At 59.4% G+C, this 21,755-nt stretch carries 20 protein-coding genes and 1 tRNA gene; 7 read left to right on the plus strand and 14 right to left on the minus strand.

Annotation, left to right across the window (positions count from 1 at the left end):
• Nucleotides 1-11: 11 nt before the first annotated feature.
• The 6 genes from AC13QE_RS18960 to AC13QE_RS18985 all read right to left on the minus strand — a co-directional run bounded on the left by AC13QE_RS18960 (nucleotide 12) and on the right by AC13QE_RS18985 (nucleotide 3,435).
• Nucleotides 12-320: a DUF1883 domain-containing protein gene (locus AC13QE_RS18960; protein WP_112337455.1), complete on the minus strand. Its 309-nt coding sequence runs from the start codon at nucleotides 318-320 to the stop codon at nucleotides 12-14.
• A 94-nt stretch (nucleotides 321-414) separates the two neighbouring features.
• On the minus strand, nucleotides 415-684 hold the full coding sequence (locus AC13QE_RS18965; RefSeq protein WP_132716421.1) for a hypothetical protein: 270 nt from the start codon (nucleotides 682-684) through the stop codon (nucleotides 415-417).
• Nucleotides 685-716: 32 nt separating this feature from the next.
• Nucleotides 717-911: a hypothetical protein gene (locus tag AC13QE_RS18970; protein ID WP_488484841.1), complete on the minus strand. Its 195-nt coding sequence runs from the start codon at nucleotides 909-911 to the stop codon at nucleotides 717-719.
• Nucleotides 912-1,055: 144 nt separating this feature from the next.
• The gene (dapA, locus tag AC13QE_RS18975; RefSeq protein WP_488484842.1) at nucleotides 1,056-1,997 is read right to left on the minus strand and encodes a 4-hydroxy-tetrahydrodipicolinate synthase; all 942 of its coding nucleotides are present in this window, start codon (nucleotides 1,995-1,997) and stop codon (nucleotides 1,056-1,058) included.
• Between the two features lie 12 nt (nucleotides 1,998-2,009).
• A complete protein-coding gene (locus AC13QE_RS18980) occupies nucleotides 2,010-2,237 on the minus strand; it encodes a hypothetical protein (protein WP_132716424.1) in 228 nt (75 codons plus the stop codon).
• A 181-nt stretch (nucleotides 2,238-2,418) separates the two neighbouring features.
• Entirely contained in the window at nucleotides 2,419-3,435 is a 1,017-nt protein-coding gene (locus tag AC13QE_RS18985) for a ketopantoate reductase family protein (protein WP_488484843.1), read from the minus strand.
• A gap of 315 nt (nucleotides 3,436-3,750) precedes the next feature.
• Here AC13QE_RS18985 and AC13QE_RS18990 point away from each other — a divergent pair, with 315 nt between their 5' ends.
• The 4 genes from AC13QE_RS18990 to AC13QE_RS19005 are packed head-to-tail and all read left to right on the plus strand — an operon-like array spanning nucleotide 3,751 to nucleotide 7,934.
• Nucleotides 3,751-5,199, plus strand: coding sequence for a hypothetical protein (locus tag AC13QE_RS18990; RefSeq protein ID WP_488484844.1), 1,449 nt, complete (start codon nucleotides 3,751-3,753; stop codon nucleotides 5,197-5,199).
• Nucleotides 5,177-5,995: a hypothetical protein gene (locus tag AC13QE_RS18995; RefSeq protein ID WP_488484845.1), complete on the plus strand. Its 819-nt coding sequence runs from the start codon at nucleotides 5,177-5,179 to the stop codon at nucleotides 5,993-5,995. Before AC13QE_RS18990 ends, AC13QE_RS18995 begins: the two co-directional genes overlap by 23 nt.
• Entirely contained in the window at nucleotides 5,995-6,927 is a 933-nt protein-coding gene (locus AC13QE_RS19000) for a hypothetical protein (RefSeq protein ID WP_488484846.1), read from the plus strand. Before AC13QE_RS18995 ends, AC13QE_RS19000 begins: the two co-directional genes overlap by 1 nt.
• On the plus strand, nucleotides 6,921-7,934 hold the full coding sequence (locus AC13QE_RS19005; RefSeq protein WP_488485007.1) for an OmpA family protein: 1,014 nt from the start codon (nucleotides 6,921-6,923) through the stop codon (nucleotides 7,932-7,934). Before AC13QE_RS19000 ends, AC13QE_RS19005 begins: the two co-directional genes overlap by 7 nt.
• A gap of 18 nt (nucleotides 7,935-7,952) precedes the next feature.
• Here AC13QE_RS19005 and AC13QE_RS19010 read toward each other — a convergent pair whose 3' ends face one another.
• A complete protein-coding gene (locus AC13QE_RS19010) occupies nucleotides 7,953-9,575 on the minus strand; it encodes an ABC-F family ATP-binding cassette domain-containing protein (protein ID WP_112337445.1) in 1,623 nt (540 codons plus the stop codon).
• 310 nt (nucleotides 9,576-9,885) lie between these two features.
• Here AC13QE_RS19010 and AC13QE_RS19015 point away from each other — a divergent pair, with 310 nt between their 5' ends.
• Complete coding sequence (locus tag AC13QE_RS19015; protein WP_488484847.1) at nucleotides 9,886-11,004, plus strand: alpha/beta fold hydrolase; 1,119 nt, start codon at nucleotides 9,886-9,888, stop codon at nucleotides 11,002-11,004.
• A 90-nt stretch (nucleotides 11,005-11,094) separates the two neighbouring features.
• Here the strand turns inward: AC13QE_RS19015 and AC13QE_RS19020 are convergent, their stop codons facing one another.
• Entirely contained in the window at nucleotides 11,095-12,018 is a 924-nt protein-coding gene (locus AC13QE_RS19020) for an acyltransferase family protein (RefSeq protein WP_488484848.1), read from the minus strand.
• Between AC13QE_RS19020 and AC13QE_RS19025 the strand changes: the two genes are divergently transcribed.
• Complete coding sequence (locus tag AC13QE_RS19025; RefSeq protein WP_488484849.1) at nucleotides 12,019-12,294, plus strand: hypothetical protein; 276 nt, start codon at nucleotides 12,019-12,021, stop codon at nucleotides 12,292-12,294.
• A gap of 63 nt (nucleotides 12,295-12,357) precedes the next feature.
• On the opposite strand, the gene AC13QE_RS19030 is transcribed toward AC13QE_RS19025, so the two are convergent.
• The 5 genes from AC13QE_RS19030 to AC13QE_RS19050 form a co-directional block, all read right to left on the minus strand.
• Nucleotides 12,358-13,092: a phosphotransferase enzyme family protein gene (locus AC13QE_RS19030; RefSeq protein ID WP_488484850.1), complete on the minus strand. Its 735-nt coding sequence runs from the start codon at nucleotides 13,090-13,092 to the stop codon at nucleotides 12,358-12,360.
• A 216-nt stretch (nucleotides 13,093-13,308) separates the two neighbouring features.
• Nucleotides 13,309-17,106, minus strand: a complete 3,798-nt coding sequence (locus AC13QE_RS19035) for a vitamin B12-dependent ribonucleotide reductase (RefSeq protein WP_488484851.1) — start codon at nucleotides 17,104-17,106, stop codon at nucleotides 13,309-13,311.
• A 775-nt stretch (nucleotides 17,107-17,881) separates the two neighbouring features.
• Nucleotides 17,882-18,379: a xanthine phosphoribosyltransferase gene (gene gpt, locus AC13QE_RS19040; protein WP_015339639.1), complete on the minus strand. Its 498-nt coding sequence runs from the start codon at nucleotides 18,377-18,379 to the stop codon at nucleotides 17,882-17,884.
• A 315-nt stretch (nucleotides 18,380-18,694) separates the two neighbouring features.
• A complete protein-coding gene (locus AC13QE_RS19045; RefSeq protein ID WP_015339640.1) occupies nucleotides 18,695-19,540 on the minus strand; it encodes a universal stress protein in 846 nt (281 codons plus the stop codon).
• 235 nt (nucleotides 19,541-19,775) lie between these two features.
• Nucleotides 19,776-20,531 (minus strand): competence/damage-inducible protein A, encoded by a 756-nt coding sequence (locus tag AC13QE_RS19050; RefSeq protein WP_488484852.1) that lies wholly within the window; start codon nucleotides 20,529-20,531, stop codon nucleotides 19,776-19,778.
• 240 nt (nucleotides 20,532-20,771) lie between these two features.
• On the opposite strand from AC13QE_RS19050, the gene wrbA reads away from it, so the two are divergent.
• Nucleotides 20,772-21,371 (plus strand): NAD(P)H:quinone oxidoreductase type IV, encoded by a 600-nt coding sequence (wrbA, locus tag AC13QE_RS19055; RefSeq protein WP_112337437.1) that lies wholly within the window; start codon nucleotides 20,772-20,774, stop codon nucleotides 21,369-21,371.
• A gap of 79 nt (nucleotides 21,372-21,450) precedes the next feature.
• Here the strand turns inward: wrbA and AC13QE_RS19060 are convergent.
• Nucleotides 21,451-21,536, minus strand: a tRNA-Leu gene (locus AC13QE_RS19060).
• Nucleotides 21,537-21,755 lie beyond the last annotated feature (219 nt).

Raw genomic sequence — 21,755 nt, forward strand, 5'->3', positions numbered from 1 at the left:
ACGGATTGCCGCTATGCTTTTTGCATGCGTGGAACGGTTACCCTGTCCACCATTTTGACGCTCGATTCCGCCAGGCTCTTATGACCTTCCATATCGACCACCAGATGCCAATGGCCGGCCTCCGGAATGACCAGCCGTATCGGCGATTTCTTGGCAACGCCGCCGAGAAACTGATGCTTCAGCGTTTCGGTGAAGCGCTCGAAATTCGAGCCGTTCATCAGCCTGACATTGGCAATGGCCGAGAGCGTGATTTCGATCACCGTTCCGGCGCGTTGTTCCCCGAGATCGTAGTGGCTATAGCGGAAGGCAGGCTTCGACATTGTCTTCTGTTCTATGGATATCTCGCGAAAGTTTACCTTGGGGCGGTTAAGGAAGCGTTCGGCGGGATATTGTCGAAGCCTGCCAAGGGCAAGTTCAGTGCAGGTTTGACGGGGCGGGGGTAAAGCCATCCAGATCGAGGATGGCGCCTTCGGGTGCCAGGCAGATGTCGGCCGGATTGTGGTTGCACTCCTCGGCGGCGAAGTGGAGGGCCGCCGCTTCATTGCGGAACAGACCGCCAACGAGGCCTTGCCGGTCCTGAACGATCCAGCTGCCGCGGCGGTCACGACCGATGATGAAGCGCGCCGGCGCCGGAGCGAGCGGGCTGTGGGCCGAGCGACGTTGAAGATGTTGTGCGTTTGCCATTGTTATTTCCTCTTGGATCTCTTCGATTTCACTCAGTGTCCGGTCAGATGCAGCCCCATTTGCAGGGCGGCGGCGATCAGGAAGACAAGTCCGAGGCGCGGAGCGACGGAACGAATTCCGTCCAGCAATGCGTCCGAAGAGAAGTGCCGCTCGTTGCGCGCAAACGCGACGGCGCGAGGGCGTTGGAGAGGGTCGGCGGCCAGGCCTACTTGCCTGTGGCGTGACATCATGGTTCCTTTCAGTGTCAGCAGCACTACGGGTCCGATAAGACCATTTCCGGTGCTACGCTGTTGAATCTATGAGGGGGCTGCTAGGTTTTCCATTTGCCTGGAACGGCAAAAATATAAAAATCTCATAGGGATGAAGCGATTTCACAATCCCGGGCGATAGGCATGGCGCGAGGCAAACCGGCCGCTGCCATCAAGCTGAAACGGAGCAATTGCCGCCTGGATTGCCGCGGCTGTCTCAGTGCCGACGCCGACCAATGGCAGGCGAACTTCCGCTTCGATATCTCTGGCTAGTGACAAGGCATGCTTGATCGTCGCCGGCTCACTTTCGCGGGCGAGTGCGTTGAACAATGGCTGCAAGCGCTCGTCGATGGATCGGGCAGCACTGATGTTGCCGCACGCAGCCGAATACTGCATGGATCGAAAGAGGCGTGGGACGATATTGGCCGCACTGGAGAAACAGCCATGACCACCCGCAGCCGTGAAGCCGAGCGCGTTGGCGTCGTTGGATGTGAACAGGCCGAACCCCTCCGGTAGCAGATGTCGCCAGAGATCGATGCGCGAGATATCGCAGCCGTCGTCGGCGATCCCGATAATCCCCCGGATTTCGGCGAGGCGCGCGATCGTTGCCGGAGCGAGATCGATCGCGGTATGCGATGGCTGATTATGCACGATGATGGGCAGCTCGCTCTGCGCCGCCAGCTGCTCGAAATGGTGGATGATCCCTTTTTGCGTCGGCTTGGAATAATAGGGCACCGTCACGAAGGCCGCATCTGCGCCAAGGCGCTGTGCCTGTATCGTTTGCTCCAGGGTCGTCTTCGTGTCGTTGGTTCCGGTCGCGACGATGACCGGCACCTTGTCTTCGGAAAGCTCGACGCAGATTTCGATGGCTCTGAAGCGTTCGGCGTCGGTCAGCGTCGGGCCTTCGCCGATCAGCGAACAGACGAGAAGTCCGTCGATCCCGCTTAGCAGCTGCCACTCGATATGCGCCATCATGTCGACGCCATCGAAAACGCCGTCGCGGAAAGGCGTGATGAGAGCAGTGATCGCACCGCCGATCCGCCTTCGAAAAGTCGGTCCATTCATGTCTGTGACATCTCAGAGGTAATGCAGCACGATGAACAGCTCAAGCGCGCCGAGCAGCAGCCCGAAGGCGAACATGGCCTGAAACGTGCGTTTTTCCCGGACCTGACGCGAGTGAGGCTGACGCTTGCGCGAACTCTTCGTTGTTGCAGTCGATGCCGCAACGCGATGATGCTTCTCGTCGCTGTTATGAACGAGGACGCGGATGGATTCCGTGAGATTGGGTGCGTGCGTGTCGAGCATGGGATCTATCTCCATATTCCACCGCAAGCGTAACGCCGGCCCCCATAGGAAATCCATTCGGGGCTGAAGACGAAGAAGTAAGTGAAATATAAAGAGCTGACATACCCGGAATTCCTCCGGAAACAGGCCCGTGGACCGCTGCCGGAGGATCGAAAAGCTGTCTGGCGTCGTCGACCGCTGCTTACTCGGCGCCTTGCTGGTTCTTGCGGTCGAGCTCCGTCACCAGCGCCAGGATAGTCGCCGAGACCGGCGTCGGTATATTCACGAGCTTTCCGAGCGAGACGACGACGCCCACGAGAGGCGTGATTTCCAGCGCTTTGCCGGCAAGTAGGTCCTGCAGCATCGAGGTACGGACGGGTCCGATCTGACGGGAACGCTCAAGACGCTCCTCCACGGACATGGCGATGTGCGATCCCAAAGCCTCGGCAACGGCTTTTACCTCGCGCATCACCTGACCAACCATGGCGGCTAGTGCCGGGTCGTCCATGATATCGGACATCAATCCGCGGGTGAGCGCGCTGATCGGATTGAAGGCGGCGTTGCCCATGAGCTTGCTCCAGATATCGTCGCGAATGCGCGAGGAAATCGAAACATTGACGCCGGCCCGCTGCAGCAGTGCTACGATGGCTTCGATATCGCCCGTCGTTTCGCCGGAAGGTTCGCCGAGGATGAAATGTCCGTTGTTGGCGAGCTTGACCTCGCCGGGTGCGACGACTTCCGCTCCCTGATAGGCGACGCAGCCGATGATGCGCTCCGGCCCGATCAGACGCCAGAGATCGCCGTTCGGGTCGAGCTCTTCTATCTGGCGTTCGGCGTAACCGCTCCGACTATCCCGGTGAAAATACCACCATGGTACGCCGTTGAGGATCATCACGACGCGCGTACCGGAATGCAGCAATTTCGCAATGCCCGGAGCGGCTGCGCCAAGCTGATGACCTTTGAGGCCGGTGATAACGAGATCTTGCGGCGGCAACTCGTCTGAATCCGAGGTTGCTGTCATCTGCGCAACGATAGGACTGTCCGCATCCGCTTCCCACAGGCTTATGCCGCCAGCGCGAATAGCTTCCAGATGGTCTCCGCGCGCCACGACGGAAATCTTGGTCTGGCTTTCTTTGGGGGAGGCGAGCTTGGCCGCGATCGCACCGCCGAGTGCGCCGGCGCCGTAGACACAAATGTTCTTGAAGGGAGAGGACGTCATGACTTGATGCTCCGAACGAAGTCGCATGCCCCTTGCCAAGATATGGCGGGACCGTGATTTGGCGAGTGGTTTATCCGATTGCCGGCAGTTGAAACTGAAAATTGCCTGGCTCTTGGGCACACTACAGGCCTCACGTAATTTCACCATGCTTGTCCCGCTTGAATCGGAGGCTTTTTTATTCGGCGTAGGCTTGGGCTAGTCTTTACCACAATCACATCCTAACCTCTGCCATATCGCTCTGGACCGCGGACAACCGGTGCGATATCGATCTCTCAATTGTCCTTTCTAAGTTGATGAATTCGCCGGGGAAGATCGTTGCGTTTCGAAGCCCTCAACCGTCTCTGGGATAGCGTTCGGGAGACCAGCCATGATTTCCGTGCCTCGACGGACGTTTTTCCCGTCGTCGATATCGAAAAGCTAGGTGCCACCCTCGATCTGAGGGAAAAGGGAGCTGCAGCCGGGCGTCAGAACCGGCCGCCGCCGGATGCGCAATCGCATGATGAGACGGAGCAGCGCATCGTCGCCTGGGTCGAGGCGGAGAAGAAAAGCTCCTATCAAATCCTCGAAGACCAGTTCCAGACCTTCGACAGCCGCTTGCGCAACCTCGATTTCGAGGGGCAGTTCGGGCTGATCCGCCAGGCGAACGCGTCAAGCGTCTCGGATTTCAAGGCGGAAGTGGCAAGCGGCGTCGACGAGCTTCACGGCCTGCGCCGCAAGCTGAAAACCGCCGAGGACGAGATGGTGGGCTTCAAGGCCACGCACAAGCTGCAGCGGGCGGCCAAGGTTTCCAGCCGTGCGGCATGGGGCTTCAAGGTCTCGCTGATCGTCTTCCTCGTGCTCATCGAAATGGTGATGAACGGCAGCTTTCTGGCCAAGGGAAGCGAGCAGGGTCTCGTCGGTGGTGTAACCGAGGCGGCCGCCTTCGCCTTCCTGAACATCGGCACGGCGCTGATGTTTTCCTTCTTCTGCGTGCGTTTTCTGGTGCATCGCTCCTATGCGCTGAAGCTGCTCGGCCTGCTAGGGCTTGTCGCCTATGTCGCGGTGGCCCTCGGGATCAACATTGCGCTGGCGCATTATCGCGAGGTCTCTGCAACGATCTTGAGCGGGGCTGGTGCCGAGGTGATTCAGCGTCTGAAGGCAGCACCGCTCGGGCTGCAAGAGCTGAACTCGTGGATGCTCTTTGCCATTGGCCTGATGTTCTCGCTCGTCGCCTTCATCGACGGCTGTTATCTGACGGACCCCTATCCGGGTTTTGCCGGCGTGCAGAAACGTCTCGATGCCGCGAGGGACAATTATATCGACCGCAAGCTCGATCTTATCGAAGATCTTCGCGAAATCCGCGACGAACATAACGGCAAGATCGAGGAGATCATCCGCGACCTCTCGCTGCGCCGGCAGGAAACGGCTGCCATCATCGCTCATCGCGCCAGGACCGCAGGCCTCTTTGCAGAACACCAGAACCATCTCGAGCGCGCCGCCAATGTGCTGCTCACCTCTTATCGCGATGCGAACCGTGCTGCGCGAACCGAGGCGGAGCCACCTTATTTCAAAACCGCTTACAAGATGGAGCGCCTGACACCTGTCATTCGCACCGAAGAAGAATGGGACGACAAGGTACTCGGCGCACGCATCCAGAGCGCCCAGGCGGAATTGTCGGAGCAGATCAAGCGGATCGGCGACGAATTCGAGCGCGCCATCGAGAAATACCATCAGCTCGACAATCTTTTCCCGGAGAGCATCCTTGGCTCGACGCAAGCGGCGTAGCCGGCGCGGCGGATCCGCCGGTCTCATCATCGCAACGGTTTGTCTCGCCGTCCTGTCCCTCGGGATCGTTGGCGCCTATGGCTGGCTGCGCTACAAGGCAAGCGGCAATGTCGCCGTTGACCAGGCGTCTCTCTGCCCGATTGATGGCCCGAATGCGGAAACGGCCATATTGCTCGATGTCACCGATCCGATTGCCGATACAACGGCGCTCGACCTACGCAACCAGTTCCAGAAGATCGTGGCGGATGTGCCGATCGGCGGCGCGATCGATATCTATGCGCTCACCGAGAAGGAAGGGGAACTGATCCAGACCTTCCATGGCTGCAATCCTGGAAGCGGCGCGAATGTCGACGAATGGACCAGCAACCCGCGCCTGGCGCAGGCGCGCTGGGAAAAGGGCTTCCAAAAGCCGCTTACTGATATCGCCGGCAAGCTGACTGCGGGCGAGTCCGGCAGGCTGTCGCCGATCATGGCAGCCATCCAGAAAATCAATCTGGAAGTCTTCGCCAATGCGCCAGACGGCATCCCGAAGCGCCTCTACATCGCCTCCGACATGATCGAGCATACGGCTGCCTTCTCCAACTACCGGGATGGCGTATCCTATCAAAAATACCAGAACAGCCCTGCGAACGATCGTTTCCGCACGTCACTGAGCGGTGTCACGGTCAAGATTCTCGCCTTTCAAAGGCCCAACATGAAGTTCAGCATGGAGGATCTTGCGAATTTCTGGGCGCAGTGGATCAAGAACAACAAGGGTGATTTTGGCGGCTTCGTGCGGCTGGAGGGGATACGCTGATGGCCAATACCGATGCCAGATATCTCATCCGGGATTACGGGCCGATGGTGCTTTTCGCCTCGATCACCGTCGGCGGCATGATCTTCATCTGGTCATCGAAGCTCATGGGCTGGTCGCTGCCCATCGTGACCGGTGTGCCGCTCGTGCTGATGGGGGTCTACTTTATCGTGTCGCTCGCCGTTGCCGGGTTCCGGCTGCACAATGAGCAGGCGGGCGACAACCTCTATTACATGGGTTTTCTCTTCACCCTCTCGAGCCTTGGCGTATCGCTCTATCTCTTTGCTGGCGAAACATCGATCGAGACCATCGTCCGCAATTTCGGCATTGCCGTCACCTCGACCATTGCCGGCGTGACGCTGCGCATCCTCTTCAACCAGATGCGGCGAGATCCGATCGACATCGAGCGCAGCGTGCGCCATGAGCTTGCCGAGATGACGCGGCGCGTGCGCACCGAACTCGATTCCTCCTCGCGTGAATTCTCGCATTACCGGCGCGTCAGCAACCAGATGCTGTCGGAAGGATTCGAGGAGATCGCGCGGCAGGCCGAACGCAATGGCCAGGAGATCAACAAGATCCTGGAAATGCTGGCGAAGCAGGCCGTGACGCCAATCAATGACGCGGCGGCGCAGTTGACGACGACGACATCGCAGTTGTCCGACATCATCGGCACGTTCGGCGCCGCCGTCGAAAATGTCGGCAAGAAGCTCGAGGGAATTCGTTCCCCGGAAGATGTCGTGCGTGCCGAGCTGGCGCCGGCAATCACCGCGATCAAGGAGATGTCGGAGGCGCAATTGCAGCCGCTGCGCAACATCGAAGTGGCGCTCGGCCGCCTGGCGGAGGCGATGGGGCAGGCGTCGCTGCCAAAGGCCGACGGTGATATCGCTGTCGAGCCTGCGGCTCCAGCGCGAAAACGCTGGTGGCATCTATGGTAGCGGGAGGTTCGGACAACAAGCCGAAACTGGAGCACAAGGGCTATAATCGAGGCCTCATCCTTGGCCTGACGATGGCCGAATCCATGCTGCTTCTGGTCTTCTGCCTGCTGTTGGTGGCCGCTGCCTTGATCTCGTCGGAGAGAAACAAGCGTTACGAGGTCGAGCGCAAGCTTGAAAAGGCTGAACAGCAGGTTGCTTTGCTGGAGAAGAAGCGGGCGGAGCAGGCGGCCGAGATCGTGCTTCTCCAGTCCAAGGTCGTCTCCGGCGATCTCACAGCGGCCGACAAGGCGGTGGTGGACAAGCAATGGCGGGAGCTAGTGCTGGCGAAAGAAGCGCTAGATAGCGTAACGGACCAGGGCGCAACCCCGGCCGATCTGCAATCGCTGTCCAAGGTCGCGGCGGTTCTGAAGGAACATGGCATCTCGCTCGCGACGGCGCCCGATGCGGTCAATAAGCTTCTGGCCAGCAATGGCGGCGGGAACGGCATGCACGACTGGCCGCCCATCATCAATCTCGACGATGCCAAGAAGAACTATTTCCAATCCGGAAGCGCCGAGCTCACAGGCACTTTCGCGCAGTTGCTCAGCACAACGATTACGGATGAAATCGCCAGCAACCTGAGCCTCTACGGCGCCAATATCGTTGAAGTAATCGGCCACACCGACGAGCAGCCGGTGGCACGCGAAAAATCCAATCTCGATGATACGATCATCAGTGCTATGGACGGCAAGCTGCCGGTCTCCACCCTGCAGCCCGCCGACAATGCGGGGCTAGGCCTTGCCCGCGCCATTGCCGTCGCCAATGTGCTCAAGGCCAATCCGAAGCTGAAGGATGCCACCATCCTGCCGATGTCCGCCGCCCAGCTCATCCTGCCCGGCGATACCGTCACTTCGGGCCAGCGCGGCGCCGTCGAGGCGCGCCGCCGTATCGAAATCCGCGTGCGCGGCAGGACCGTGCCAGTTGCCGTCATCAATGCCGGTGCCGCGCCCTCAACGAACACGCGATAGTGCTCGTTCGGCCTATTATCAGCTTCTGAGGCCGGGTGCCTCATAGCCGGTGCGCTCCACGTACTCGGTGTAACCGCCGGCATATTGGTGGATGCCTTCCGGCGTCAGCTCCAGAACGCGATTGGAGAGCGCTGCCAGGAAATGCCGGTCGTGCGAGACGAACAGCATCGTGCCCTCGTATTGCGACAGCGCCTCAATCAGCATTTCCTTGGTGTCGAGATCGAGATGGTTGGTCGGCTCGTCGAGCACCAAAAGGTTCGGCGGATCGAAGAGCATGATCGCCATAACGAGCCGCGCCTTCTCGCCGCCCGACAACACGCGGCACTTCTTTTCCACATCGTCACCGGAGAAGCCGAAGCAACCGGCAAGCGCTCGCAGAGAGCCTTGGCCTGCCTGGGGGAAGTCATGCTCGAGCTGCTGGAACACGGTGCGCTCTCCATCCAGCAGATCCATGGCGTGCTGAGCGAAATAGCCCATCTTCACGCTGGCGCCGAGCGCCACGCTACCTTCATCCGGCTGTGCCGAGCCGGCAACCAGCTTCAGAAGCGTGGATTTACCGGCACCGTTGATACCCATGATGCACCAGCGCTCGCGGCGGCGTACCATGAAATCAAGTCCTTCATAGATGGTGCGGCTGCCATACTTCTTGTGAACGTTCTTCAGCACGGCGACGTCTTCGCCCGAGCGCGGCGCCGGCTGGAATTCGAAGGCGACGGTCTGGCGGCGCTTCGGCGGCTCGACGCGATCGATCTTTTCCAGCTTCTTCACGCGGCTCTGCACCTGCGAAGCATGCGAGGCGCGCGCCTTGAAGCGCTCGATGAACTTGATTTCCTTGGCAAGCATCGCCTGCTGCCGCTCGAACTGCGCCTGCTGCTGCTTTTCGTTCTGAGCGCGCTGTTGCTCGTAGAATTCATAATCGCCCGAATAGCTGGTGAGATTACCTGCATCGATTTCAATGATCTTGGTGACGATGCGGTTCATGAACTCGCGGTCGTGCGAGGTCATCAGCAGGGCGCCTTCATAACCCTTCAGGAAGGATTCGAGCCAGATCAGGCTCTCAAGATCGAGATGGTTGCTCGGTTCGTCGAGCAGCATGACGTCGGGACGCATTAAGAGGATGCGGGCAAGCGCCACACGCATCTTCCAGCCGCCTGAAAGTGCGCCGACATCGCCGTCCATCATCTCCTGGCTGAAGCTCAGGCCCGCCAGCACTTCGCGAGCGCGGCCTTCGAGCGCATAGCCGTCCAGTTCTTCATAGCGTGCCTGCACCTCGCCATAGCGCTCGATGATCTCATCCATCCTGTCGGCCTGGTCCGGATCGCTCATCGCTGCTTCGAGTTCGCGAAGTTCGGCGGCAACGGCGCTGACGGGACCGGCACCTTCCATCACTTCCGCGACGGCACTGCGCCCCTCCATCTCGCCGACATCCTGATTGAAATAGCCGATGGTGACGCCCTTATCGACGGAAACCTGCCCCTCGTCGGGCTGCTCCTGTCCGGTGATCATCCGGAAAAGCGTCGTCTTGCCGGCGCCGTTCGGCCCGACGAGACCGACGCTCTCGCCCCTGTTGAGCGCAGCGGATGCCTCGATGAAGAGGATGCGATGGCTATTCTGTTTGCTGATATTCTCGATACGAATCATGGTTACGCGAGGCCCGAAGAAAGTTTTTCGGGGGCCTTATGCCACGGGTCGGGCGTTCTGTCGCAGGTTTTCGGGCGGAGATATGAGATCGATAGCGAACTGACGTTCATGGGCGACAATTTCCGGTCCGCCTATTTGCCATACGGGAGAGAAACTTTCGCGGGGCGACGGATTCTGCCCACGCGTTCGTTCAAGCAGCATGGCTTCCAGCAGGGCCGGCGCTTGATCGGATCGCCGGCTGTCTTCCGCGTAGTTGGAAGTCGCTATATTCATTGCCATCCGTCTCAGCCGAGTTTTACAGATGAAAATTATGAGAAGCATTCAGGGCCGGGTTCGCGCCCGACTGACGATCGCAGCGCTGATCGCCATCGGCATGTCGGGCGAAGCTCAATTGGCCAATGCGGCTTCCGAACACCAGCGGCTCAACGAACCGGTCAAGGAGATCGCGGATCAACCCCTGCTCCTCGACACGCCTGATGGCAAAGGGGAGCTGCCCATCTACGCCGATCATGCGATCGAAGCGGCGTCGCCCGACGTGACGAAGGTGCTGATTATAATTCACGGCACGCTCCGAAATGCCGATGCCTACTACGCAGCCGGAGAGGAACTGCTCGCGAAAGCGGGGGATCTTGCCGATGGTACGATGGTGGTCGCGCCGCAATTCCTGATAGGGCCTGACGTGGATGCGTTTTCGCTGAGTGCGCAGACGCTCGCCTGGACGCAGAACGGTTGGAAAGGCGGTGAAGCCGCGCGCCAGCCGGCGCCGATCAGTTCTTTTGCCGCGCTCGATGCCCTGCTCAAGCACTTCGCCGATCGTCGTCTGTATCCGTCTCTGAAGACCATCGTCGTGATGGGGCATTCGGCGGGAGCGCAATTGGTCCAGCGTTATGCCGTGGCCGGACAGGAGGTCGAAGATTTGACGAGCGCCGGCATCTCCGTCCGCTATCTCGTGGCCAATCCCTCGAGCTATCTCTATTTCGACGACGAACGACCGGCCTTGGCGGATCAGCAGGCTGGGCTGGCTTCATGTCCTAAGGCGACGCAATGGCGATATGGTCTGACCGGCGCACCGCCTTACGTGTCCGCACAGGATCCGAAACTCCTCGAAACCAGATATGCCGCGCGCAATGTCGTCTATCTGCTGGGGCAGGCGGACACGAACCCCTACACCCATTTCATCGATCGCTCCTGCGGAGCAATGGCGCAGGGACCGTATCGGCTCGCGCGCGGGCTGACCTATTTCGACTATATGAGGAAGCGGCATCCATCCGATCTCAATCAGAAGGTCGTCGAGGTGCCGGGCGTGGGACATAATGACGAAGCGATGTTCACATCGGATTGCGGCATTGCTGTTCTGTTCGATCGCCCGCTGCCGCAAGCCTGCCCGGTTATCGATGCGACTGCAAAAGTATCCGGAGCGGTGCCGTAAGTTTTCTAGAGTGGTCGATCCCCATCGCGATCACATGCAGGTGGTGAGGCTTTTGGGGTCCATCGTGATCCGGCCGTCCACTTTCATGCTTCAGTTGCGATAGGCCGGCCGCGGGCGCGACGATCGCATTTTTCGCTGTATCGGGCGCTCGATGCCCAAATAGAAAACGATGGCAAAGGCCAGCGAACCCAATGCGATAGGCATAGGCTGCATATCGTGCGGCACCCCGAGGCGCAAAAGCAGCGCCGTGACCAAGATGCCCGTCAGGACGTGCCAAACGTAGATGGAATAGGAGGCATCCCCCAGGAAGTGCAGGAATGCCAGCTGCGGCACGCCTCGTTCCCGCTCGGCGAAAACGGCGCCCGATAGTAGCAACATTGCCGGTATGCCCCAGCGCACGGCGCGTTCCAGATGGATCAGCGGGTCACTCGCGACTAGCAACACGACCCCGATGATCATCAAGCCAATGGCGACGCGAAAGGGCAGGCGATATCCTTGCTTCCACAGATGCCCGATGACGATTCCGGCGGCAAATTCCAGAATGATCGGCTGCGTGAAAATACTGGCATACCCAGAGGGCAGCAGGAAATGTGCAATGACGACGGCCCCCAGGATCACGATCAGGAACCATAGCCGACGGAACTCCGGCAGGAGCAATGAAACTGAAAAGATAAGATAGAAGAACATCTCATAGGATAGGGTCCAGCCCTGTTCGACGACGGGTTGGAGCGCTTCATCCTTAATAGTAGGCACGAAAAACAACGAGCCCAACAGATTGCCGACGCTCGAATTCGTGTCGAAGAAGAATTGCGGTTTCAACACGGCCACGGCGAATGTTGCCAATGTCGCAATCCAGTAAAGTGGCACGATCCTGATAATCCGGCGCCACATGAATTCCTGCGGGCCGATCGGTTTTCCAACCGTCGTAACCCACATGATGAAGCCGCTGATGACGAAGAATATGTCGACGCCCGCCGCCCCGATCTTGAAGTTCAGGCCGTATGTTTCGCTCACGTGAAAGCAAAGGACGGAGATCGCCGCGATGGCGCGCAGATACTGGATGCTCTTGATATCGTTGCCGGTTTTCAGGATGGTGCCTCCTGCGACTGGGCTACTATCGCCGATGCCCTGATGGCCGATTTAGCAATAGAATGCGTCGAAAGGCCGGATACTCATGCGAAATGGCTTGGAGTACGGCAGATATGGCTGGTGGCAACAATTTCAATCAAAATGGATGATTTTCCGCCATTTCGTGTTCGAAATCGGGACATCCGAGGTGATGTGGCATGAACCCCGACCAAGCTAAAAAGCGTCTCCCCACAGGCAAGGCACCGGCAATTCCCTCGAAGCCGATCAGACCGCTCTAACTTCGGCAAGCCGCTTGACCGCGTATTTGTCCCGCCAGCAGACGGCAGCTTCCCATGCTGCAGATGCCTGTGCGGCAGCATCATAAGCACCGTCGTTGAGATCGGCAGCATTGTGGGGCAATACAAGGTCGAGGTCTGGAACGTCGACATGTGACTCGTCCCAGTCGATCAACGCGACGCGATCTGCAGTCATGCGGATATTGCCAGGGTTATTGGGGTTTCCATGGACGACGCATGTCTGACGCCCGACGAGACGCGCCCACGCTGCTCGACATCGAGCGACGCCATCGGGCGGCATCGCGGCAAGATTGATCCGCGTTCCGGCTTCGGCATGCAGGAGGTCGGTCGACGATTTCCAGCCGGGCCGTTGAGGCCAGCCCTGCGTCAGCCGGTGCAGCTCGCGTAATGTTTTGGCGACACGACGCCAATCGGCCCCTGTCTCCGGCGGTCCACCTTCCAGGTATTTCATCACCACCAGACCGTCCACGAACAGCCGACCGTCCATCGTCGAGATCGGCACTGGAACGGTCATGCCTTCATGATCGAGGTGCTGGAGCAGGGCGGTTTCCCAACCAAGATCAGCATCGGACCTGGAGCCGAGACGAGCGACGGCAATTCGCCCATGGATGCGAACGCTCCATACATCGTTGGCAACTCCACCGGTGAGTGGTCCGAGGCGGACCGCGTCTTCACCCCATTGCGCGAGTGCTTCCCATCCCATTGGCGATATCCTGCGTGACTACTGCTTTGCCTGACTCATTTTGTCCGCCGGCGCGGGCAATGCCAATGGTCAGGAGCCGCCATAATAGCGCCGAAACGAGTTCACCGGGCCATTGCGGACCCGGTGAACGTTTGTTTGCGTAATGACACCGACTTTACGCCGAAGGTAACGTCGATACGACGCAGTTCACATCATTCTAGGCGATCAGCCGAATACTCAGCTGCAGCCGCTCGTTGCCCCGCAAGTGTCGCACTTCTCGCAAGTTCCATTCCGGACCATCGTGAAGTTCTGGCACTCGGTGCACATGTTGCCGGTGTAGCCCTGCATGATGGAGCGGGCGCGTCGTTCTGATTCCAGCTTCTTGGCTTCCGTCTTGGCATTTGCAGCTTCGCTTGCCGCGTTGTCGCTGAAGAGGCCTGTCGCGGATTCGGAGATGACTTCCTCTGCGATCTCTTCGGCCAGTTCCTTCGCACGCTCCTCATAATCGCGCTTGAAGGCGACGACTTCGGAGGTCGATACGGAGCTTGCCGGCTCCAGCTTGCGGACCGTGTTGCCGGCAAAGGCGGTTACGGTCGAGAGCGAGGCGGCGCGGGCAGGGGCGGCCGTTGCCGAACCCTTGGCGTCTGCCGAACGCTCGCCCGATGTCTGAACCAGCGTCGGCTTGTAGCCGCGGGTCAGGCCCTTGGAGACGACATCGGCCTTGCCTTCGGAAACGCCGCGGCCGAGCGCCGTGTTGTTGAAGTCGGACGTGTCGACATGGGCAAGATCGTGGCGGCCGAGATAGGAGATCGCCAGCTCGCGGAACACGTAGTCGAGGATCGACGTGGCGTTCTTGATGGCGTCATTGCCAGTCACGATGCCGGCCGGCTCGAACTTGGTGAAGGTGAAGGCATCGACATATTCCTCGAGCGGCACGCCATACTGCAGACCGAGCGAGACGGAGATCGCGAAGTTGTTGATGAAGGCGCGCAGAGCCGAGCCTTCCTTGTTCATATCAAGGAAGATTTCGCCGAGACGGCCGTCGTCATATTCGCCGGTGCGCAGGAAGATCGTGTGTCCGCCGATCTTGGCCTTCTGGGTGTAGCCCTTGCGGCGACCGGGAAGCTTTTCCTGCGTGCGGATGACCTTCTCTATGACGCGCTCGACGATCTTTTCCGTGATGGTGACGGCCTGTGCGGCTGCCGGAGCCTGCAGGAATTCCTCCAGCGCATCCTCGTCGCTGTCATCTTCAATCAGCGAGGCGTTCAGCGGCTGGCTGAGCTTGGAGCCGTCGCGATAGAGCGCGTTGGCTTTGAGACCCAGCTTCCAGGACAGCATGTAGGCGTTCTTGCAATCCTCGACGGTTGCTTCGTTGGCCATGTTGATCGTCTTGGAGATGGCGCCCGAGATGAAGGGCTGCGCTGCCGCCATCATGCGGATGTGGCTTTCGACCGAGAGGTAACGCTTGCCGATCTTGCCGCAGGGGTTGGCGCAATCGAAGACGGCCAGATGTTCGTTCTTCAGGAACGGCGCGCCTTCCAGCGTCATCGCACCGCAGACATGGATGTTTGCGGCCTCGATGTCCTTCTTGGAGAAGCCGAGATGGTCGAGCAGGTTGAAGCTCATGTCGGCCATCTGCTCGTCGGAAACCTTCAGCGTGCCCTTCAGGAAGTCGGCGCCGAGCGTCCACTGGTTGAAGACGAACTTGATGTCGAAGGCGCTCTTCAGCGCAGCATTGACTGCATCGACCTTCTCGGCGGTAAAGCCCTTGGCCTTCAGCGTCGACGGGTTGATGGCGGGAGCCTGGTTCAGGTTGCCGTGGCCGACAGCATAGGCTTCGATCTCGGCGATCTGGCTTTCGGAATAGCCGAGCGTACGCAGCGCTTCCGGAACGGCGCGGTTGATGATCTTGAAGTAGCCGCCGCCGGCGAGCTTCTTGAACTTCACCAGGGCGAAGTCCGGCTCGATGCCGGTCGTGTCGCAATCCATGACGAGACCGATTGTGCCGGTCGGCGCGATCACGGTTGCCTGGGCGTTGCGGTAGCCGTGCTTTTCGCCGAGTTCCAGCGCCTTGTCCCAAGCGGCCTTGGCATGAGCGACGAGGTCCTGGTCCGGATTGTCGGAGTGGATCAGCGCCACCGGATTGACCGACAGGTTTTCATAGCCCGAGGTCTCGCCATAGGCGGCGCGGCGATGGTTGCGGATGACGCGCAGCATGTTTTCGCGGTTCGGCTTGAACATCGGGAAGGTCCCGAGTTCGGAGGCCATTTCGGCCGAGGTCGCATAGGCGACACCGGTCATGATCGCGGTCAGCGAGCCGGCAATGGCGCGGGCTTCGTCCGAGTCGTAGGGAATGCCCGACGACATCAGCAGGCCGCCGATATTGGCGTAGCCGAGGCCGAGCGTGCGGTATTCATAGGAGAGTTCAGCGATACGGCGCGAGGGGAACTGCGCCATCATCACGGAGACTTCGAGAACGACGGTCCAGAGGCGAACGGCGTGTTCGTAATCGGCAATGTTGATGCGCTTCGTCGCTGCGTCCTTGAAGGTCATCAGGTTCAGCGAAGCGAGGTTGCAGGCCGTGTCGTCGAGGAACATGTATTCCGAGCACGGGTTGGACGCGCGGATCGGGCCGGCAGCTGGGCTGGTGTGCCAGTCGTTCATCGTCGTGTTGAAGTGCAGGCCCGGATCGGCCGATGCCCAGGCGGCGTAGGAGATGGATTCCCAGAGGTCGCGGGCCTTCAGCGTCTTGACGACCTTGCCGTCTTTGCGGGCGGTCAGGTTCCAGTCGCCATCATTCTCGACGGCGCGCAGGAAGTCATCCTTGATCGAAACCGAGTTGTTGGAGTTCTGGCCCGATACGGTGAGATAGGCTTCCGAATCCCAGTCCGTGTCGTAGGTCTTGAATTCGAGATCCGTATAGCCCTGGCGGGCGAACTGGATAACGCGCTGGACGTAATTTTCCGGAACCTGATCCTTCTTGGCAGCGCGGATCTCGCGCTTCAGGGCAGGGTTCTTGGCCGGGTCGAAGCAATCGTCATTGTCGCCTTCGCAATTGACCGTCGCCTTCATGATCGCCTTTAGGTGCTTGGCGACGATCTTGGAGCCGGTGACGAGGGCGGCAACCTTCTGCTCTTCCTTGACCTTCCAGTTGATGTATTCCTCGATATCCGGATGGTCGATGTCGACGACCACCATCTTGGCGGCGCGGCGGGTCGTGCCGCCCGACTTGATGGCGCCGGCAGCGCGGTCGCCGATCTTCAGGAAGCTCATCAGGCCCGAGGAGCGGCCGCCGCCGGAGAGCTTTTCGCCCTCACCACGCAGCATCGAGAAGTTGGAGCCAGTGCCCGAACCGTATTTGAACAGGCGCGCTTCGCGGACCCAAAGGTCCATGATGCCGCCCTCGTTGACGAGATCGTCTTCGACGGACTGAATGAAGCAGGCATGCGGCTGCGGATGCTCATAGGCCGACTTGGACTTGGTGAGCTTGCCGGTGAAGGGGTCGACATAATAGTGGCCCTGGCCGGGGCCATCGATGCCATAGGCCCAGTGCATGCCGGTGTTGAACCACTGCGGCGAGTTCGGTGCGACGCGCTGCGTGGCGAGCATATAGGCGAGCTCGTCCTGGAACGCAGAGGCGTCTTCCTCCGACGAGAAGTAGCCGCCCTTCCAGCCCCAATAGGTCCAGGTGCCGGCGAGGCGATCGAAAACCTGGCGCGCATCGGTTTCCGAGCCGCTCTGCTGATCCTTGGGCAGATCCTTCATGGCGGCATCGTCAGGCACGGAACGCCACAGGAAGGAAGGAACGTCGTTTTCCTCGACCTTCTTCAGCTTGGCGGGCACGCCGGCCTTGCGGAAATACTTCTGCGCGAGAATGTCGGCGGCAACCTGCGAGAATTGCGCTGGTACATCAATGTTTTCGAGGCGGAACACGATCGAACCGTCAGGATTCTTGATCTCGCTCGTCGCCTTGCGGAATTCGATGTCCGCATAGGGTGACTGGCCGGCCTTCGTAAAACGACGTTCGATGCGCATGGTCCCAATCCTTCATTCGTTGGTGTGCGCCTGCATGAAAACAGGGCGCAAAAATTCTCATTCCGGCATCGCGAATTCAACGCGCAGCCAGCTTCCGATCCGCTCTTTGACAGGAGGTGTCACCCGGAGATGTCTTTCCTGTATCTTGTGGTGATGGTGGCTGCAAACACTAAATATAGTATTAACAGCTTGTTGCCGCCAGTCCCCGCATATATTTTTTCGGCAGCCTCGATACCGGCACAAAAAGCCTCACGGCGAGCCACCTGCATAGGTGAAACGCCTTGAATCCAAATCCGATTTCGAATTGAGAACCAGTCCTCGTAACCCCGCCTGGTCCAGTCGCCGCCGCAACGTCGTCCATTAACTTTGAAAGACCCGATTCCGTCAAGGGGTGGTTTGTAACGGATTGCTAACCACAATATCTTGTGGGCTTGCCTGTGGAAACTGGGGAAACGCCAGTAGAGCAAGAGATTCAAGAACTTGAGGGGGGATGCTCGCCCTTCGTGCGACCGTTCGCGCAACAACTATTATCACCGCCGGTGTCGAAAGCGACAAAATTGTGACCGTGACCTGGATGCCATTGGCAGCACGGCAAAATCATGCCGTAGAGCATCATGATTCGCGTGGAAACCCTTGAATCCCACGCATTCCCATCAAAGCGACGTCCACTAAATCTAGTGGGCGCCGCAGCGCCCACCTCTATTACCGTAATTCGAATCATATTTCGGCATCGCGATCAGATCGGGTCTGATTCGCGCTGCCGGCAGCCGGCAGCTCAGCCGCGATGACCCTTGGCGATCGGTTCCTGATAGGTGAAGCCCATGTCCCAGGGGAAGTAGATCCAGGTATCCTGGCTGACCTCTGTGATGAAGGTGTCGATCGTGGGAACGCCGGTCGGCTTGGCGTAGACGCAGGCGAAATGCGCCTTCGGCAGCAGGGCGCGAACTTCGAGGGCCGTTTTGCCGGTATCGGTGAGATCGTCGATGACGAGGACGCCTTCGCCGCCGTTGACCGACAGCTCTGGTGCGATGCCTTTGAGCAGGTTCATTTCGCCCTGGCTGGAATAGTCGTGATAGGAGGCGACACAGACCGTCTCGATCAGCCGGATATTGAGCTCGCGAGAGATGATTGCGGCCGGCACGAGGCCGCCGCGGGTGATGCAGACGATTGCCTTGAATTCACGGTTGAGGCCGGCAAGCCGCCAGGCAAGCGCGCGCGCATCGCGATGGAACTGATCCCAGGATACGGGAAAGGCTTTATCGGGCAGGGACATGGCAGAAAGCTCCGGGGCATGGAATAACGACGCACCGGCAGCGCCGGCGACCCTGAGCAGACCCCGCGCTGGGCGCGGACCAAGAACCAAATCCGGAACGCGATTCGCTTGCTATCTGCTTGAACAGGATCTCATCCGGGAAAAGCCTGGGCTTTTCGGGATCATGCCCCTTAGACCGCGCGAACGGTTCCCTGGCGGGAATTCTGTCATCGGTCGCTGCTTTCTGCTGGATTTGCTGGCAAAAGGCAATAGCTGCAAGGGGCGCAACCGGTGCACATTCACACCGGTTGCCACAGGAATTGAGTTTTCAGCCGTTCAGCGGGCCAGCAGCGTCATCGCCGTCATCGATTGCAGCAGGGTGCGCGTCGTGCCGCCGAAGATCATCTGCCACAGCCAGGAATGCGTATAGGCGCCCATGACCAACAGGTCGATACTGTCGTCGGCCAGCCGGTTTTCGATGACCTGCGATGGCGTCGATTTGCCGGTGCAGGCTGCCGTCTCGAACTTGGCGCGAACGCCGTGGCGTGTCAGCGCCGCGGCTATCCGGACGCCGGTTTCCTTGGACGGATGCGGATCCTTTTCCGACGTGCTGACGGAAAGGATCTCGACCGAATCCGCAGCCTTGAGGAAAGGCAGGGCGTCGAAGGTGGCGCGCGCCACTTCCTTGGAGCCGTTCCAGGCGATCAGCACGCGGCGGACGGGCTTCGGCTCCTTGAGAATGTAGGGGATCAACAGGACCGGCCGGCCGCTGTCGAACAGGAAGGTTTCGACATCGACCTGAGTATCAGCGTATTTCGACGGGTCGGGCTGCACGGCCACCAGAAGATCGGCGCTGCGGGCACTTTCGATCAGCGGTTCGGTGCCGTAGCCGACCGTGCTGGCAAAGCTGTGCCACTCGTAATCGAGACCGGCGGCTTCCATCTTCGAGCGGAACACCCGTTCGATTTCGACCGCCTGATTATGGGCGACTTCCTGAAGTGCTTGGACCGCGACAGGGTCCGGAATCTCCATCGGCGCCACCAGCGGCACGGTCGAGACGATTTCCGCATGAAGCCCGACGACATGCGCGCCGTGCTCCTTTGCGAGCGCTGCCGAAAACTCCGCAGCGATGCGCGTATTGTCGGGATTGTCGAGAACGGTCACTATCGTTTTGTAGGACATGAAGAGATCTCCCATGCGGAAGGGTTGGATCGGATCATGATATCAGCATTCCGCTAGAAGATAATGCTCTGAATGGTCTCAGGGTTCCCCGGAAGTACACGTCCTCGTTGAGAGTCAGGCCTCAGCCGACTGATTTTCGATACAGCGCCGCGCGTCATATATGACGCGCAAAGGTCGCTGTAATACTTTAAGTCTGCTGCATAATTTATCCTTAAATCGATTTCGATTTAAGGAGTTATGCAGTCGCTTTCGACTGCCCGATGGCCTCGATCATCGCACGCACTTCGGCTGCGACACTTTCAACCAGCTCGGCGGAACGCCCGCGCACGACGATCTCGGTCGAGAAGAATTGGCCGACATAGCGCGGATAGGAACCGATGCTGGTATCCGGATGCGCCTTCTGGATGAGGCCGAGCGGCGTGCCGATCTCGCCCTCGCCATAGGGGCAGGAAATCGCTGTTGATAGCACCTTTGCGCCGGTCTTCAGCGTCGGGATGACATTGTCGAGCATCGCCTGGAAAACCTGCGGCACGCCGGCCATGACATAGACATTGCCGATGTTGAAGCCGGGTGCGGTCGAGACCGGATTGGCGATATGCTTTGATCCCACAGGCATGCGTGCCATGCGCTGGCGAGCCTCGGTGAACTCCATCTCGCGTCGTGCATACATTTCACCCATGATCCGCATGGCTTCGGCGTCATGCTCGCAGGGCACGCCGAAGGCCTTGGCGATGGCATCGGCGGTGATGTCGTCATGGGTCGGGCCGATGCCGCCCGAGGTGAAGACGTAATCATATTGGCGGCGCAGGGCGTTCAGCGCCGATACGATGGCATCTTCATCGTCAGCCACGATGCGGACTTCCTTCAGGTCGATGCCGGCCAGCAGCAGTACGTCGGCGAGGTGGCCGATATTCTTGTCCTTGGTCCGGCCGGAGAGCAATTCGTCGCCGATGGCGAGCATGGCGGCTGTGACAATGGTTTCGTTCGACATGAAGTTATCCAGGACAATGCGCAGTCGGCGCGTTCAAAAAGGTCCGAGATAGGTAGCGCTGTTTGCAGCGAATGCAAACGCTCCTTTTGCTGAGCCGCTGCTCATCACAAGATGTTGCAAGTGAATTTCCGTCTACACAGGATGAACACTGCGTTCTGAGCGTGGGGGCTGCGCCCTTGTCGCATCGCTGATACAACATTCCTCGACATTCAATGCGTCCAACAAACAGGAGACGTTTTCATGGCTAAGGTTCTGGTTCTCTATTATTCCGCTTACGGTCACATCGAGAAGATGGCCTATGCCGTCGCGGAAGGCGCAAAGTCGGCCGGTGCCGAAGTCACCGTCAAGCGCGTGCCGGAACTCGTTCCGGAAGAGGTCGCCAAGGCCTCCTACTTCAAGCTCGATCAGGAAGCCCCGATCGCAACCCCGGACGAACTGGCAGACTATGACGCCATCATCGTCGGCGCTGGCACCCGCTTCGGCACGGTCGCCTCGCAGATGCGCAATTTCTGGGATCAGACTGGCGGCCTGTGGTTCGGCGGCAAGCTCGTCGGCAAGGTCGGCTCGGTGTTCACCTCGTCGGCAACGCAGCACGGCGGCCAGGAATCCACCATCCTCGGCTTCATCCCGACGCTGCTCCACCACGGCATGGCCGTCGTCGGTCTTCCTTATGCCTTCCAGGGCCAGATGGGCACGGAAGAAGTCAAGGGCGGCTCGCCCTACGGCGCCTCCACCATCACCAACGGTGACGGCTCCCGCCAGCCCTCCGAAATCGAACTGGAAGCCGCAAAGTATCAGGGCGCGCACGTCGCCAAGATTGCTGCCAAGCTCACGGCTTGATTTGAATTCTGCATATCGATTGAGAGAGGCGCGGCGAAAGCTGCGCCTTTTTCATTGGGATTTTGATGGAATTTAATTTTGGTGCGGACGACGGGGGTCGAACCCGTACAGCCAAAGGCCGAGGGATTTTAAGTCCCTTGCGTCTACCAGTTTCGCCACGTCCGCGTGCCTTTCCCCATCAAGCACTTGAGCGATTCAGTCAAGGAAATGTTTTGCGGGAGGGATTTGATCTGTATGGCTTAGCCTTAACTGATCCAGGCGAAGCCCGCCGGAGCCGACGGATCGGTATTAGGCGGGCCTCTAACCATCATCATGATGGCTGTGTCATATTGGACGCGGGGGGAGCTTGGCTGTCAACTCGCAGATTTTGTGGTTTCACCGGTC

The organism is Martinezella sp. CNPSo 3957, from assembly GCF_057784395.1.

Bases quoted from the DNA above. Each gene is read 5' to 3' on its own strand.
- AC13QE_RS18960 (WP_112337455.1), bottom strand. From the start codon at position 320: ATGTCGAAGCCTGCCTTCCGCTATAGCCACTACGATCTCGGGGAACAA.
- AC13QE_RS18965 (WP_132716421.1), bottom strand. From the start codon at position 684: ATGGCAAACGCACAACATCTTCAACGTCGCTCGGCCCACAGCCCGCTC.
- AC13QE_RS18970 (WP_488484841.1), bottom strand. From the start codon at position 911: ATGTCACGCCACAGGCAAGTAGGCCTGGCCGCCGACCCTCTCCAACGC.
- dapA (WP_488484842.1), bottom strand. From the start codon at position 1,997: ATGAATGGACCGACTTTTCGAAGGCGGATCGGCGGTGCGATCACTGCT.
- AC13QE_RS18980 (WP_132716424.1), bottom strand. From the start codon at position 2,237: ATGCTCGACACGCACGCACCCAATCTCACGGAATCCATCCGCGTCCTC.
- AC13QE_RS18985 (WP_488484843.1), bottom strand. From the start codon at position 3,435: ATGACGTCCTCTCCCTTCAAGAACATTTGTGTCTACGGCGCCGGCGCA.
- AC13QE_RS19000 (WP_488484846.1), top strand. From the start codon at position 5,995: ATGGCCAATACCGATGCCAGATATCTCATCCGGGATTACGGGCCGATG.
- AC13QE_RS19005 (WP_488485007.1), top strand. From the start codon at position 6,921: ATGGTAGCGGGAGGTTCGGACAACAAGCCGAAACTGGAGCACAAGGGC.
- AC13QE_RS19010 (WP_112337445.1), bottom strand. From the start codon at position 9,575: ATGATTCGTATCGAGAATATCAGCAAACAGAATAGCCATCGCATCCTC.
- AC13QE_RS19015 (WP_488484847.1), top strand. From the start codon at position 9,886: ATGAGAAGCATTCAGGGCCGGGTTCGCGCCCGACTGACGATCGCAGCG.
- AC13QE_RS19030 (WP_488484850.1), bottom strand. From the start codon at position 13,092: ATGGGATGGGAAGCACTCGCGCAATGGGGTGAAGACGCGGTCCGCCTC.
- AC13QE_RS19035 (WP_488484851.1), bottom strand. From the start codon at position 17,106: ATGCGCATCGAACGTCGTTTTACGAAGGCCGGCCAGTCACCCTATGCG.
- gpt (WP_015339639.1), bottom strand. From the start codon at position 18,379: ATGTCCCTGCCCGATAAAGCCTTTCCCGTATCCTGGGATCAGTTCCAT.
- AC13QE_RS19045 (WP_015339640.1), bottom strand. From the start codon at position 19,540: ATGTCCTACAAAACGATAGTGACCGTTCTCGACAATCCCGACAATACG.
- AC13QE_RS19050 (WP_488484852.1), bottom strand. From the start codon at position 20,531: ATGTCGAACGAAACCATTGTCACAGCCGCCATGCTCGCCATCGGCGAC.
- wrbA (WP_112337437.1), top strand. From the start codon at position 20,772: ATGGCTAAGGTTCTGGTTCTCTATTATTCCGCTTACGGTCACATCGAG.